Here is a 15,719-nt window from a genome sequence, read left to right as displayed (position 1 = left end):
AAGCCGGGGTCAGATCCCTTTGCCGTGCAAAGGGATCTGACCCCAGTGCAGAAAAGGCGGTGGCCCCGCCGGCTGACCTCGGCGCCCGCGTCGATCGATACCGTTGCTGCCTTCCGGCCCTGGCGGGGTTTTCGACCTAGCGTCGCGAGGGGCCGACGGGGCCACCATAGAGACGTTGGCCGCCCGGTGGGCGGCCAGTTCACGGATCAGGGGAAGCAGCGCGCGATGCGCCAGAGACCACAGCCGGACTGCGCATCGGCTGGCCGATGGCAGGCGCGTAGTCTAGCGCAGGCAGGTGCATCGACGCCAGCTTCACGCGCTGAATCTGCTGTAACCCGTTCCCGCCCACGGCGCCCCGGGCCAGCCCCCGTTGCTAGAATGCCGGCCTGGAGGAACGACCTCCCCCACATCGGGAATCAATGACCAGGACGGCCTGGCCCTACCAAGAGGAGGGCCGTCATGGCCTGGATCTATCTGTTGTTCGCCGGCCTGCTGGAAATCGTCTGGGCCGTGTCCATGAAGCAGTCCGAAGGCTTCACCAAGCTCACCCCCACCGTGGTCACGATCGTTGGCATGATCGCCAGCTTCTGGCTGCTGGCCGTGGCCATGCGCAGCCTGCCGCTGGGCACCGCCTACACGATCTGGACCGGCATCGGCGCGGTCGGCGCGTTCGTGGTCGGCATCGTGTTCCTGGGCGAGCAGGTGAGCCCGATGCGGATCGGTGCGGCGGTGCTGATCGTTTCCGGCCTGGTGCTGATGAAACTCTCGAGCAGCTGAATGTATTTACTTATGGCGGGGAAAGGAATCTCCGCTTCCAGTAGGTATATGCATTTTCGGCAAAACCATTTTGTCCGCCCGTTTTATTTGACGTACGTCATGAAAATGGCGAGCGTGATTCACATGCCGCTGGCACCGACGGTCGCACAGTGCCGCCATTCGTCGGGCGAAACCGGGGAGTTTTCGCCTTGATGGACATGCTTTCGTACCTGTCACCGGGTGTGATCGCGTGAAGATGTGAAGATTTTCAGGAGTTAATGCCTTCAAGCCTTGTTTCCGTATCGGGAGCCGAGGTGGGCCGCATTGTCTCCAAAAAACCTGCCAGCTGTGCCATCCGGTCTTTTCATGGAGATTTACCGATGAACCGCATTTACCGTCTGGTTTTCAATCGCGCCCTCGGCGTAATGCAGGTTGCTTCGGAGGTCGCCCAGAATCCCGGCGGAAGTGCGGTACGCTCGGCACGGCCACCGCGATTGCGGACGCACCAGCTGGCGGTAGCACTGGCAGCCACGCTGGCCAGTGGATCGGCATTCGCGGCCTGCACTACCGCAGGTACGACGGTGACCTGCGCCACCGGCTCCAATACCAATTCTCTGGCCAACAGCATCAATGGCGTGACGCTGGATATCCAGACCGGCGCCGCGCTCAGCGTGCTGCCGGTCGTTGGCGGAAGTGCAGTGAATTTGAGTGGTAATGGCATCACCGTGAACAACCAGGGCACGGTCGATCCCACGATCAACGGTGGCCTGAGCCTGGCGGCGTCGGGCATGGTGCTGGGCAACAACACCGTCGGTGGAAACACCATCAGCGTCAACAATCAGGCAGGCGGGGCGATCAAAGGCCTGGTCAACATCGGCTCCATCTTCGGTTTCGGCGGACAGGCGCTGGTGGTGCAGAATGCTTCCGGCGGTGTCAGCAACATCGTCAACGCCGGTAATGTGGACATGTCGATCTTTGGTGCAGGCCTGTTGACCACGGCCGATGCGGCATCGATCGTCAGCTACGGTGGTGCGCAGACCACTCTCGACAACACCGGCACCATTACCGGCCGCATAGGGTTCCAGGGTTCGGCCACGGCGGGGGCCGGCAATACCTTCCTCAACGCAGGAACCATCAACGGCAGTGTGAACCTGGGCAGTTCGGTCACCGGCAACACCTTCACCGCCGTGTCTGGTTCCAGCGTCAATACCGCCGGTATCGGCGTGGCCGGGCAGGTCGGCGCGCTTGCGGTGAATCTGGCCGCGGCCGGCATCGTCGACGGTGGTTCGGCGTCCAACAACAGCCTGGTGCTGCAGAACAGCGCCACCGGCCCGGGCAGCGGTACCGGTGGGGTGGTGACCACGCTGGGCTGGAACCAGTACATCAACTTCCAGAGGCTCACCGTCAACAGCGGTACCTGGAACCTGCAGGGTGCGTGGGCTGGTGCAGGCACGACCACGCTCAATGATGGTCTGGTCAATTTCAATAATGCCGGTTCCTTCGGCACAGGGCTGTTCACCGCCAACGGGGGTGCCATCGCCTCCTCCACGGCCGGTCTGAATCTGGCCAACGCTTTCAGCCTTGGTGGCAATCTGTCACTCGCGGGGACCAATGCGTTCAGCCTGGGTGGCGTGCTGTCCGGTACTGGCGGGCTGACGGTCAACAACACCGGCATCGTTACTCTCGGCGGCGCAAACCTGTTCTCCGGCGGCGTCAACCTCAATGCCGGCGGCCTGGTACTGGGGAATGCCGGTGCACTGGGCAGCGGCAACCTGACCGTGGGTGGCAGCGCTTCGTTGGATACGACGGCGGGCTTCACCCTGGGCAACAATCTGGTGATCAATGGCGGGGGCTCGCTGAACCTGCTGGGCAGCAATGCGCTGTCATTGAACGGTTCGATCTCCGGTGCCGGCAACGTGACCAAGAACGGCGCGGGCACGTTGACCTTGAATGGTGCCAACTTGCTGACCGGTAACTTCAGCCTTGCCGGGGGCTCGCTCGCGCTCGGCGCGGGCGGCAGCCTGTCGCCCACGGGTGCGATGACGCTGGGCGTTGGCACCACGCTGGACCTGACGGCAGCGGCCAACCAGACCATCGGCTCGTTGGCCGGCCTCGGCGGCACGGTCAATCTGGGCAGCCACACTCTGACCTTGGGCGGGCTGGGCGACACCAGTTACAGCGGCACGTTCGGCGCCGGCACGGGTGGCCTGATCAAGCAGGGCATCGGTGTGCAGACCCTGTCCGGCGTAAACAACCTCAGCGGCGGTGTTGCGCTCAACGCCGGCGGCTTGTTGCTGGGCAACGTGGCAGCGTTGGGCAGCGGCACGCTGTCCGTCGGCGGCAATGCCACGCTGGATGGCACGACCGGGTTGGCGTTGACCAATGCCGTCAACCTCGGTGCCGGCGCCAGCCTGAATCTGCTGGGCAACCAGGCGCTCACCTTCAACGGCGTGATCGGTGGCGCTGGCGGCCTGATCAAGAATGGCGCGGCAACCCTGACGCTCAACGGCGCCAATACGTTCGGCGGCGGTCTGGCGCTCAACGCCGGCAGTCTGGTGCTGGGCAATGGCGGTGCACTGGGAGCCGGCGCACTGAACGTCGGCGGCGCGGTATCGCTCGACGCCAGCACCGGGCTCACCGTGGGCAATGGCATCACACTGGGCGCCGGCGGTTCGCTCAATGTGCTGGGCTCGAACGCGCTGACGCTGGGGGGTGTCATTGGCGGGACCGGCAGCCTGGTCAAGAACGGCGCTGCCACGCTGACGCTGGGTGGTGCGAACACCTTCACCGGCGGCCTGGCCATCAATGCCGGCAAGGTCGCGGTGGGCAGCGGCGGCAGCCTGGCTGCCGGCGGTGCGGTCAGCCTGGCCGGCGTGGGCGCTGACCTGGACATCTCGCTGGGGGGCAACCAGACCATCGGTGCACTGTCCGGCATCGCCGGCAGCACGGTGACGTTGGGCAGCAGCACGCTCACCTTCGGTGATGCCACCAACCAGACCTTCGCCGGCGTGATCGGCGGCACCGGTGGCCTGATCAAGCAGGGCACCGGCGTGCAGACGCTGACCAGCGCCAACACCTTCAGCGGTGGGGTAAATCTTGCCGCCGGTGGCCTGGTGCTGGGCAACGCCGGTGCGCTGGGAAGCGGTGCGCTGACCGTAAGTGGCAACGGTTCGCTGGACGCCACTGCTGCGCTGAACCTGGGCAATGCGATCAACCTTGGCGCGGCATTGACCCTGCCGGGCAGCCAGAACCTGACCCTGGCCGGCAACATCACCGGCACCGGCAGCCTGGTCAAGAACGGTGCGTCGACGTTGACCTTGAACGGCACCAACACCTTCAGTGGTGGACTGAGCGCAAACGCCGGAAGTCTGCTGCTGGGCAACAACGGTGCGCTGGGTACCGGAGCGCTCAGCGTCGGCGGGAGTGTTTCGCTGGACGGCAGTGCCCCCCTGAGCCTGGCCAATGATGTCGCGCTCGGTGGTGGTGCGCTGCTGACGCTGCCGGGCACACAGGCCATCACCCTGGGCGGCGCGGTTTCCGGCGCAGGTGGCCTGGTGAAGAACGGTGCCAGCTTGTTGACCCTCAACGGCGCAAATACCTTCAATGGTGGGCTGACGCTCAACGGTGGTGGCCTGCTGCTGGGCAATGCCGGTGCACTCGGCACGGGCGCACTGAATGTCGGCGCAAGCGCGACGCTGGACAGCAGTGTCGCGCTCAGCCTGGGCAATGCGGTGAATCTGGGCGGAGGCACGGTACTGAACCTGCTTGGCACGGAGAATGTAACGCTGGGCGGTGTCATCGCCGGAACCGGCGAACTGGTCAAGAACGGCGCTTCGACGCTGACCTTGAATGGCTCCAACACCTTCTCCGGTGGTGTCGGCCTCAATGCCGGTGTGCTGCGGCTGGGCAATGCCGGCGCACTGGGCACCGGCGCACTGGATGTGGGTGGCAACGCGTCGCTGGATGCCAGCGCCGCACTGAACCTGGGCAACAGCATCGGCCTGGCCGCAGGTGCCAATCTGACCGTGCTGGGCAGCAACGACCTGACGCTGGGTGGGCCGGTGTTCGGCGCCGGTGGATTGATCAAGGACGGTGCGGCACGGTTGACCCTGAGCGGTGCCAACCTCTATGCCGGCGGCACCACCATCAACAACGGCACGCTGGCGCTGGGGGCCGGTGGCAGCCTGGCGGCGGGCGGCGATGTGACGCTCGGCAATGCCGGCGCGGGCTTCGACATTTCCGCGGCCGGCGGCAACCAGACCATCGCTGCGTTGAACGGCGTGGCCGGAACCGCGCTGACGCTGGGCGGCAATTCGCTGACCTTCGGCAGCAATGCCAACGCCAGCTTTGATGGCGTGATCAGCGGCACTGGCGGCCTGGTCAAAACCGGTACTGGCATCCAGACGCTGTCCGGTGCCAACACCTTCAGCGGTGGCCTGGCGCTCAATGGCGGTGGGCTGGTGCTGGGCAACGCCGGTGCGCTGGGGACCGGCGCGCTCGGTGTGGGTGGCACCGTCAGCCTCGACAACACGGTGGCACTGAACCTTGCCAACGCGGTGAACTTCGGCGCCGGCACGCAGCTGACTCTAGGCGGCGGCAGTGACCTCACCCTGGGCGGCGTGCTGAGCGGCAACGGCAGCCTGGTCAAGAACGGTGCTGGCCTGCTGACGCTCAACAACAGCAACACCTTTGGCGGCGGCCTGACCTTGAATGGTGGCGGCCTGGTGGTCGGCGCCAGCGGCGCGCTGGGCACCGGTGCGTTGAATGTGTCCGGCAGCACCACGCTGGATGCCGGCGCTGCGGTGACGCTGGGCAACGCCGTGAACCTGGGATCGGGCGTGGCACTGACCCTGCCGGGAAGCAACGCGCTGACCCTGGGCGGCATCGTGGCCGGCAATGGCAGCCTGATCAAGAACGGCACCGCCACGCTGACGCTGGCAGGGGCCAGCACCTACAGCGGTGGTACCACCATCAACGCCGGCACGCTGGCGCTGGGCACGGGCGGCAGCCTTGCCGCAGCGGGCGATGTCACGTTGGGAGCAGGCGCTGGCTTCGATATCTCCGGTGCCGGCAGCAGCCAGACCATCGGCGCGCTCAACGGTGCTGGCGGAAGCACGCTGGCGCTGGGCGGCAATTCGTTGACCTTCGGTACGGCCGGCAACGCCGCGTTCGACGGCGTGATCAGTGGCAGCGGCGGGCTGATCAAGGTAGGCACGGGCGTACAGACGCTGTCCGCGGCCAACACCTTTGGCGGCGGCGTGACGCTCAACGCGGGCGGACTGGTGCTTGGCAATGACGCGGCGCTGGGCAGCGGCGTACTGACCGTTGGTGGTGCCGCCACGCTGGATACCACCGGCCTGGCAGCGCTGACCAACAACATCGCGCTCAACGCCGGGCTGACCGTGCTCGGGACCAATGCACTGACGCTCAACGGCGTCCTATCCGGGGCCGGCAGCCTCACCAAGAATGGCAGCGCGACGCTGACCTTGAATGGCATCAACACCTACACCGGTGGCACCAACATCAACGCCGGCACGCTGGCGCTGGGGGCCGGTGCCAGCCTGGCGGCGAGCGGTACCGTGAACCTCGCCACCGGCGCCACGCTGGATCTGTCTGCCGGCAGTGGCACGCAGCAGTTCGGCACGCTGGTCGGCAACGGTACGGTGAACCTCGGTGCCAACTCGATCGAGGTCGGCGGCGCCACCAATGGCACCTTCAGTGGCTCGATCGCAGGCACGGGGGGCCTGACCAAGGTCGGTGCGGGCATCGAGACGCTGACCGGTGCCAATACCTACACCGGCGGGACCTTCATCAATGCCGGCACGCTGGCGATTGGTCCGGGCGGCAGCCTGGCCGCCACCGGTGCGGTCACGCTGAGCGCCGCAGGCACCGGCTTTGATATCTCCACCGCAGGGGCCAGCCAGACCATCGGGGCGTTGAATGGCGTGGCGGGCTCGACGGTGAGCCTGGGGGCACAGACGCTGACACTCGGTGGCGTTGGCAACAGCCTCTTCGATGGCGCGATTTCCGGCACCGGTGGCCTGGTCAAGAATGGCGCCGGGATTCTCACGCTGGGCGGCGCCAATCTCTTCAGCGGTGGCGTTGCACTCAACGGCGGTGGCCTGGTGGTTGGCAACAACGCTGCGCTCGGCAGCGGTGCGTTGACGGTCGGAAGCAACGCAACGCTGGACGCATCGACCGGTGCCAGCCTGGCCAACAACATCAGCCTGGCAGCGGGTGCCAATCTTGATCTGCTCGGCAGCCAGTCGCTGGCACTGGGCGGTGTGATCTCGGGTACAGGTGGGTTGATCAAGGACGGTGCGGCCACGGTAACCCTGAGCGGTGCCAACACCTACACCGGTGGTACCACCATCAACAGCGGCACGCTGGCGATCGGTGCCGGTGGCAGCCTCGCCGCAACCGGCGCGGTGAACCTGGCCGGTACCGGTACGCTCGACATCTCCGCGGGCAACCAGGCCATCGGTTCGCTGGCCGGCGTGGCCGGCAGCACGGTGGCGCTGGGCGGCAGCACGCTGACCCTGGGCGGCACGGTGGACAGCACCTTCAACGGTGTGATCGGCGGCAGTGGTGGCCTGGTCAAGAACGGCGCGGGCGTGCAGACGCTCAATGGCGTCAACACCTTCAGCGGCGGCGTGGCGCTCAACGCCGGTGGCCTGGTGGTCGGCAACGATGCTGCGCTGGGCACCGGTACGGTGACGGTCGGAGGCGCTGCTACGCTCGATTCGAATACTGCGGCCATCCTTGCCAACACCTTCGTCCTCAACAACGCGTTGACCGTGCTGGGCAGCAACAACCTCACCCTTAATGGCAGCCTGAGCGGCACCGGCAGTCTGACCAAGGAGGGGGCAGCCACGCTGACCTTGAACGGCACCAACACCTACACCGGCGGCACCAACATCAACGCCGGTACGTTGGCACTGGGCGCGGGCGCGAGCCTGCACGCCAGCGGCATCGTCAACCTGGCCTCGGGGGCGACCTTCGATCTGTCGGCGGGTAGCGGCACGCAGCAGTTCGGCACCCTGATCGGCAACGGTACGGTGAACCTGGGTGCCAACACGCTGACGATCGGAGACGCCACCAATGGCACGTTCAGTGGTTCGGTGGCGGGCTCCGGTGGCCTGATCAAGGAAGGATCGGGTACCCAGACCTTGACCGGCACCAACACCTTCACCGGTGGTACCACCATCAACGCCGGCACGCTGGCGATCGGCGCCGGTGGCAGCCTGGCTGCGACCGGTGCGGTGAACCTGGCCAACGCCGGTACCGCCTTCGACATCAGTGCGGGCGGCGCGCAGGCCATCGGCTCGCTGGCCGGCGTGGCGGGTTCGGCAGTGGCGCTGGGCGGCAGCACGCTGACGCTCAATGGCGTGGGTAACAGCACGTTCGCCGGTGACATCACCGGCACCGGTGGCCTGGTGAAGAACGGCGCAGGCATACAGACCCTGAGCGGCAACAATACCTTCAGCGGCGGCGTGGCACTCAACGCCGGCGGCCTCGCCCTGGGCAACAACAATGCACTGGGAACCGGCGCGCTGACCGTGGGCGGCAATGCCAGCCTGGACGGCACCAGCGCGCTGACCTTGGCCAACAGCGTGCAGCTGGCCGGCGGTACGCTGACCCTGGCCGGCAGCAACGCGTTGACCTTGAATGGCCCGATCAGCGGTGCCGGCGGCCTGCTGAAGGATGGCGCGGCGACGGTTACCCTCGGCGGCGCCAGCAGCTACACCGGCACCACCACCATCAACAGCGGCACGCTGGGGGTGGGCGCGGGCGGCAGCCTGTCTGGCGCCAGCACGGTGAACCTGGCCGGCACCAGCACGCTGGACATCAGTGCCGGTGGCAACCAGAGCATCGGCGGCCTGGCCGGTGTCGCCGGCAGCACGGTGGCGCTGGGCGGTGCAACGCTGACCACCGGCGGCAACAACGCCAGCACCACCTTCGCCGGCGTCCTCGGTGGTACCGGCGGCCTGGTGCAGAGCGGTACCGGTACGCTGACCCTGAGCGGCGACAACACCTATACCGGTGGCACCACCATCAACGGCGGCAGCACGCTGCAGATCGGCAGCGGCGGCAGCACCGGTTCGGTGCTGGGCGACATCACCAACAACGGCAGCCTGGTCTACAACCTCGGCACCACGGCAACCGTGGGCGCCGTGATCAGCGGCAGCGGTGGCCTGACCCAGGCCGGCAGCGGCACGCTGGTGCTGACCGGCAACAACACCTACACCGGCGGTACCACCATCAACGCTGGCGGCACGCTGCAGGTCGGCAACGGTGGCGCGACCGGTGCGATCGTCGGTGACATCACCAACAATGGTGCGCTGGTCTCCAACGTGGCCGGCAACACCACGCTGGGCGGCACCATCAGCGGCAGCGGCGGCCTGACCCAGGCCGGCGCCGGTACGCTGACCCTGACCGGCAACAACACCTATACCGGCGGCACCACCATCAACAGCGGTGGCACGCTGCAGGTGGGCAATGGCGGTGCGACCGGTGCGATCACCGGCAATGTCGCCAACAACGGCAGCCTGGTGTTCGATGTGTCCGGCAATACCACGGTCGGCGGTGCGATCAGTGGCACGGGCGCGCTGACCCAGGCCGGCGCTGGCGTGCTGACCCTGGTCGGCAACAACACCTACACCGGTGGCACGACCATCAACGCCGGCGGCACACTGCAGATCGGCAATGGCGGCGCGACCGGCTCCCTCGCCGGCGACATCATCAACAATGGCGCGCTGATCTCCAACGTTGCGGGCAATACTCTGCTGGGCGGCACCATCAGCGGCAGCGGTGGCCTGACCCAGGCTGGCAGCGGTACGCTGGTGCTGACCGGCACCAACACCTACAGCGGCGGCACCACCATCAACACCGGCGGTACGCTGCAGCTGGGCAACGGTGGCGCGACCGGTTCGATCGTCGGCGACATCACCAACAACGGCACGCTGGTCTCCAACGTGGCCGGCAACACCACGCTGGGGGGAACCATCAGCGGCAGCGGCGGCCTGACCCAGGCTGGCAGCGGCACGCTCACCGTGACCGGCAACAACACCTACACCGGGCCGACCACGATCAACGCAGGCGGCACGCTGCAGGTCGGCAACGGCGGTGCGACCGGCGCGATCGGTGGCAACGTCACCAACAACGGCAGCCTGGAGTTCAACGTGGCCGGCAACACCACCGTCGGCGGCGCCATCAGCGGCAGCGGTGGCCTGACCCAGGCCGGCAGCGGCACGTTGATCCTGGGCGGCAACAACACCTATACCGGGGGTACCACCATCAACACCGGCGGCACGTTGCAGCTTGGCACTGGCGGCGCCAGCGGTGCGATCGCCGGCAACGTCAGCAACAACGGCAGCCTGGTGTTCAACGTCGGTGGCAATACCACGGTGGGCGGCACCATCAGTGGCAGTGGTGGCCTGACCCAGGCCGGCACCGGCACCGTCACCCTGACCGGCAACAACACCTACACCGGCGGCACCACCATCAATGCCGGCGGTACCGTGCAGGTCGGCAATGGCGGCGCCAGCGGCTCGATCACCGGCAACATCACCAACAACGGTGGCCTGGTCATCAACACCGGCGGCACCACCACGCTGGGCGGCACCATCAGCGGTGGTGGCAGCATTGTGCAGGCAGGGCCGGGCGGCCTGAACCTGGGCGGCAACAGCGGCGGCTTCAGCGGCACCGGCCAGGTCACCGGCGGTGGCCTGAATGTCACCGGCAACATCGGTGGCCAGTGGACCATCGGCAGCGGTACCACGCTGTCCGGCACTGGCACCATCGGTGGTACCGGTGGCGGCGTAACGGTGTCCAGCGGCGGCGTGCTGTCGCCGGGCAACGGCCCGGGCAACGGCAGCGGCGCGGGCAATGGCACCGGCACGATCACGGTGGGCGGCAACCTGACCCTGTCGCCGGGCAGCACGCTGGGCATCGATCTCGGTGCCACCGGCAGCGATACGGTACAGGTGGGCGGCAGCGCCAACGTGGGTGGCAGCATCGTAAAGGTGAATACCATCTCGCCGAACACCAGCTACCAGCAGGGCCAGCAGTACACCGTGATCAACGCAGGTGGTGGCGTCAGCGGGCAGTTCGCTTCGGCGACCTCGCCGTCGGCCTTCCTGACCATCACCCCGGTCTATACCGCGAACACGGCCAATCTGCAGATTGATGTGGCGCAGACCGCGGCATTCACCACGGCGGCGAAGACGCGCAACCAGTACAACACCGCTGCAGCGCTGGACAGCCTGCCGCAGAGTGGCGCAGCACTGGGCCTGTACAACACGGTGCTGACGTACGACGCGGGCACCGCACGCGCGGCGTTCGACCAGCTGTCCGGTGAGGTGCATGCGGCCAGCCGTGCGGTGTTGCTGTACGACAACTATCTGGAAGAGGGCATCCGCCAGCGTCTCGGCAGCGAACTGCCGACCGTGCGTGGCGAGCGTGCCTCGGCCTGGCTGGCCGGCAGCGGCAAGGTGTTCAAGCAGGATGGCGATGGCAACGGCGGCGACATCCGCTCCAACCGCAATGCACTGATGGCGGGTGTGGACTGGCAGCTGGGCGAACATGTGGTGCTGGGTGCGGCCGCGGGCAACGAGCGGCTGGATACGCGCCTGTATGATCGCAGCTCGCGGGCCCGCCTGCGCGGCAACACGTTCGGCCTGTACGCACAGGGCCAGTGGAACAACGGCTTTGCGGTCGGTGGCAGCGTGTCGCGCGGTGATTACCGCACGCGCACCACGCGCGAGGTGCCGCTACTGGGGCAGACCCTGTACAGCCGCCAGGATTCGGATGTGACCATCGCGCAGGTGGAGGGCAGCTGGACCTGGACCCATGGCAAGACCCAACTGCAGCCGTATGTGCAGTTCACCAAGCACTGGGTCGACAGCGATCGTGCGGTGGAGCAGGGCGGTACTGCCGCGCTGGTACTGGAAGGCGGCAAGGACACGCTCAATGTCAGCACCGTGGGCGTGCGCGGCCGTTGGGACGTGGGCAGCGGCGAGCGTTTCCCGGCGCAGCTGACGGTGGGCCTGGGTTGGCAGCACGCATCGGGTGATACCGATGTGGCCAGCCGCAACCGCTTCGCCGTCGGTGGCAACGCGTTCGATGTCTACAGCGCGGTGATGGCACGCAATGCCCTGGTCAGCCAGGTGGGCGTGGCGGTTGGGCTGGGCCGCAACAGCCAGCTGTCGATGTTCATGCAGGGCCAGCACGGCGATGGCCGCCGCGATGTTGGCGGGCAGATCAACCTGCGCGTGGGCTTCTGAGGGGAGCAGGGCAGCACCGGATCCACGCGCGGCGTGGATCCGGGCCGGGGCGGAGGGCTACACCCTCCGCTCCATCTCCACGGCGTCAATCCCGGCGCCGTGGCCATCGGGTACCACCCGTGTCACCTGGAAACCGAGGCCGGCGTAGAACCCCTGGGTGTGCTGGCTGGTGCTGAGCGTGGTGCGCGCAATCGAGGCATCACGTCCGGCCTGCTGCAGTCGTGCCACCGCCAGTTCCCGGCCCAGTCCATGCCGGTGCAGCGCGCGCTGTACCATGCCCCAGCAGAAACCGGCACTGCCGTCGCCGCGTCGCGACAGGCCGCCGCAGGCCACGATGCTGCCGTCGCGCTCGATGACCTGGAATGCACAGTCCATGGCCTGTTCTTGCAGGAAGCGCTCAAAGTCGCTGCGCTCTTCGGGCGCGAAGTAGGTGGGCACGTTGCTGTCGAAAATCGACAGGCAGGCGCTGGCATCGGCGGGACGGTAGAGGCGGAGGTTCATGGAAAATGCCTTGGCGTTGCCTGGGCGCATTTCAGCCGTCCAGACGCTGTCCTTCTCAAGGGGGTATTGCACGACGAGGCCGCAGGGGGGCGCCGAAGTGCTCCAAGGTACATGGAGCGGAGTCGATCTTCTCACGGATGATTTCGCCCACCTCGAATGACTGTGCGGAACACAGGCGCCTGCACCAGGCGGGTGCGTCAGTGGCGAGGCATGCGGCCGCGATGGCGTGCAGCGGGGCGCGGCGGCTTCTGGGCTATGCTTTCGACACGTGGGACTGACCGCGCGGCAGGATCCGCCGGCCCCATTCGTCTTCCTGCCTGCAACGGAGCTGCCCAGCGATGCCCGCCCCTTCTCTTTCCCGGACTGCCCAGGTCATGCGCGGTCTGCTGTTTGGCGCGGCGGGGCTGCTGATCCTTGCCGTGGCCGCCTTCGAAGTGACGCATCGCCTTGAGTTCCTGCAGATCGCGCAGGCCGTCGATGGCCAGGTCGAGCGACTGAACGCGGGCGGATCGCATCCGCAGATTGCGTTCACCGCCGCGACCGGCCAACGCGTCTCTTACCCGCAGGGCGGCATGATCTTCGGCTATGAGCCTGGACAGCCGGTACGCGTGCTGTACGATCCGGCGCAACCGCGCCTGGAGCCGGTCCTGGATACGTTCGGTGCGCTGTGGGGAATGACGGTCGTGTGGATGCTGCTGGGGCTGGCGTTCGTCGGCGTCTGCGTGCGGGGACTGCTCCGGCGCAGGTGACTCGCAGCGGATCGCGCGCTGTCGGCGGGCGGATCGTTGGACCTGCCCCTGGCGGCAGGGCCTGTTCAGTTCGGTAGTACCTACCGCGCTTCCCGCCAGCCAAATAAAAAAGCCGCCCGGTGGGCGGCTTCTTCATTTATCTGGCGGAGAGAGGGGGATTCGAACCCCCGAAGCGCGGTTTAGACGCTTACACACTTTCCAGGCGTGCTCCTTCAACCACTCGGACACCTCTCCGGATCCCTGCCATCGGCAAACGCCTCAGCAGGGGCGCAGATTCTAGCGGGCTGCGCGGCACTTCACAAGCACCCCGGCCAGGAACCTGCGAAGGGCGTGCCGGAGGCGAGGGGGCTGGACAGGCATGGCACAATGGAACATCCGATGGAAAACGGTGGCCTGATGTCCTATCTCGTCCTTGCCCGCAAGTGGCGTCCGAAGCGTTTTGCCGAGCTGGTGGGCCAGGAACACGTGGTCCGTGCGCTCAGCAATGCGCTGGACAGCGGCCGGGTCCACCATGCGTTCCTGTTCACCGGCACCCGCGGCGTGGGCAAGACCACCATCGCGCGCATCTTCGCCAAGTCGCTGAACTGCGAGCAGGGCACCAGTGCCGATCCCTGCGGCCAGTGCGCGGCCTGCCTGGACATCGACGCCGGCCGCTACATCGACCTGCTGGAAATCGACGCCGCGTCCAACACCGGCGTGGACGACGTGCGCGAGGTGATCGAGAACGCGCAGTACATGCCCTCGCGTGGCAAGTACAAGGTCTACCTGATCGACGAAGTGCACATGCTGTCCAAAGCGGCGTTCAACGCGCTGCTGAAGACGCTGGAAGAGCCGCCGGAGCACGTGAAGTTCCTGCTGGCCACCACCGACCCGCAGAAGCTGCCGGTCACCGTGCTCAGCCGCTGCCTGCAGTTCAACCTCAAGCGCCTGGACGAGGACCAGATCCAGGGCCAGATGACCCGCATCCTGGCGGCAGAAGAGATCGAGGCCGACGGCAGCGCCATCGTGCAGCTGGCCAAGGCCGCTGATGGCAGCCTGCGTGACGGCCTGTCGCTGCTGGACCAGGCGATTGCCTATGCCGGCGGCGCACTGCGCGAGGACGTGGTGCGCACGATGCTGGGCACCGTCGACCGCACCCAGGTGGCCGCGATGCTGGATGCACTGGCCGAGGGCGATGGCCCGCGCCTGCTGCAGGTGGTGGCCGCGCTGGCTGAATTCTCACCGGACTGGAGTGGTGTGCTGGAAGCGCTGGCCGAAGGCCTGCACCGCATCCAGGTGCAGCAGCTGGTACCGGGTGCGGCCGTTGCCGAAGGCCTGGATGCCACCGCATTCGCCGAGCGCCTGCGCCCGGAAGTGGTGCAGCTCTGGTACCAGATGGCCTTGAATGGCCGCCGCGACCTGCCGCTGGCGCCGAGCCCGCGCGCGGGCTTCGAGATGGCCGTGCTGCGGATGCTGGCATTCCGTCCGGCTGCCGCGGTACCGCCGGTGCCGAAGTCGGTTGAAGGTGCAGCAGGCGGCAACGTTGCCGGTGGAGGCAGCGGTGCCGGCAACCACGAAGCGGCGCCGGCCGCTGCCGCCGCTCAGGCGGCCCCGGCCCCGGCGACGCAGGCGGCCGCGCCGTCCGAGGCTGCGCCGCGCGAACCTGACCCCGAGCCTGAGCCGGCCCCGCAGCCCGAGCCGGACCCGACGCCGGAACCCGAGCCGGTTCCGGTGGAAGAGCCCGTGTCGCCGCCGCCGGTAAAGGCCGAAGCAGAGGTGCCGCCGCCGGCCGCTGAAGCAGAAACGAGCGACGATCTGCCGCCGTGGGCCACCGACGAAGCCGAGTCTCGTGACGCAGCACTGGCGGCCGAGATGGCCGGCCCGGAGGCGGCCATGGTCGCGCCCTGGCACGAGCCGCCGGCTCCCGCCGCGGCCCCCAGCGAACCTGCCCCGCCCGAGCGCCCGTTCCGCGCCGATGGCATTGCCATTGCACCCGCCGAACCGGTCCCGGCGCGTGATACCGCGCCGCAGGACGGCGTCAGCGAGCTGGCCACGGCCGAGGACTGGCTGGATCTGGTCGCCAACAGCGGTCTCAGCGGCCCATCGCGGCAGTTGGCCGCCAATGCCGCGTTCATCAGCTGCCAGCACGGGACCTTGAAACTGGGGCTTTCGCCCGGATTTGAATACCTGCGCTCGGAGCGCGCGCTGGCCGCCCTGGGCGAGATGCTGGAGAAGGCCCTGGGCCAGGCGCCGAAGATCGTGGTCGAGACCGTGGAAACCGAACACGTTCCGGCCGAGACCCTGCACCAGCGCGCCGACCGCCAGCGTGGCGAACGGCAGCAGGAAGCAGAGGCCGTTTTCATGGACGACCCGGAAGTGCAGGTGCTGATCCAACAGCACGGCGCCCGGGTTGTTTCCGATTCCATCCGTTCTTTTGACGAGTAAGACA

At 67.3% G+C, this 15,719-nt stretch carries 5 protein-coding genes, 1 tRNA gene and 1 other RNA gene; 4 read left to right on the top strand and 3 right to left on the bottom strand.

The window, feature by feature from the left end:
- Window positions 1-62: 62 nt before the first annotated feature.
- Window positions 63-159, bottom strand: an RNA gene (ffs, locus tag V3B41_RS07295) — signal recognition particle sRNA small type.
- A gap of 300 nt (window positions 160-459) precedes the next feature.
- On the opposite strand from ffs, the gene sugE reads away from it, so the two are divergent.
- On the top strand, window positions 460-777 hold the full coding sequence (gene sugE, locus V3B41_RS07290; RefSeq protein WP_005408286.1) for a quaternary ammonium compound efflux SMR transporter SugE: 318 nt from the start codon (window positions 460-462) through the stop codon (window positions 775-777).
- A gap of 359 nt (window positions 778-1,136) precedes the next feature.
- A complete protein-coding gene (locus V3B41_RS07285; protein ID WP_329860577.1) occupies window positions 1,137-12,041 on the top strand; it encodes an autotransporter-associated beta strand repeat-containing protein in 10,905 nt (3,634 codons plus the stop codon).
- A gap of 57 nt (window positions 12,042-12,098) precedes the next feature.
- On the opposite strand, the gene V3B41_RS07280 is transcribed toward V3B41_RS07285, so the two are convergent.
- Complete coding sequence (locus V3B41_RS07280; RefSeq protein ID WP_329860576.1) at window positions 12,099-12,542, bottom strand: GNAT family N-acetyltransferase; 444 nt, start codon at window positions 12,540-12,542, stop codon at window positions 12,099-12,101.
- Window positions 12,543-12,916: 374 nt separating this feature from the next.
- Here V3B41_RS07280 and V3B41_RS07275 point away from each other — a divergent pair, with 374 nt between their 5' ends.
- On the top strand, window positions 12,917-13,291 hold the full coding sequence (locus V3B41_RS07275; protein WP_329860575.1) for a DUF3592 domain-containing protein: 375 nt from the start codon (window positions 12,917-12,919) through the stop codon (window positions 13,289-13,291).
- A gap of 141 nt (window positions 13,292-13,432) precedes the next feature.
- On the opposite strand, the gene V3B41_RS07270 is transcribed toward V3B41_RS07275, so the two are convergent.
- Window positions 13,433-13,525: transfer RNA gene (locus V3B41_RS07270), tRNA-Ser, on the bottom strand.
- A gap of 144 nt (window positions 13,526-13,669) precedes the next feature.
- Between V3B41_RS07270 and dnaX the strand changes: the two genes are divergently transcribed.
- Complete coding sequence (gene dnaX / locus V3B41_RS07265) at window positions 13,670-15,715, top strand: DNA polymerase III subunit gamma/tau (RefSeq protein WP_049430206.1); 2,046 nt, start codon at window positions 13,670-13,672, stop codon at window positions 15,713-15,715.
- The last annotated feature ends 4 nt before the right edge of the window (window positions 15,716-15,719 follow it).

Origin of the sequence: Stenotrophomonas sp. SMYL89 (assembly GCF_036319985.1) — a bacterium.
GTDB lineage: Bacteria > Pseudomonadota > Gammaproteobacteria > Xanthomonadales > Xanthomonadaceae > Stenotrophomonas > Stenotrophomonas maltophilia_Q.
Note: the sequence above shows the minus strand (reverse complement) of the source record. Positions and strands in the feature narration are given on the sequence as shown.

Excerpts from the sequence above, each read along its gene's own strand:
- V3B41_RS07280 (WP_329860576.1), bottom strand. The coding sequence starts at position 12,542 with ATGAACCTCCGCCTCTACCGTCCCGCCGATGCCAGCGCCTGCCTGTCG.
- dnaX (WP_049430206.1), top strand. The coding sequence starts at position 13,670 with ATGGAAAACGGTGGCCTGATGTCCTATCTCGTCCTTGCCCGCAAGTGG.
- V3B41_RS07285 (WP_329860577.1), top strand. The coding sequence starts at position 1,137 with ATGAACCGCATTTACCGTCTGGTTTTCAATCGCGCCCTCGGCGTAATG.
- sugE (WP_005408286.1), top strand. The coding sequence starts at position 460 with ATGGCCTGGATCTATCTGTTGTTCGCCGGCCTGCTGGAAATCGTCTGG.
- V3B41_RS07275 (WP_329860575.1), top strand. The coding sequence starts at position 12,917 with ATGCGCGGTCTGCTGTTTGGCGCGGCGGGGCTGCTGATCCTTGCCGTG.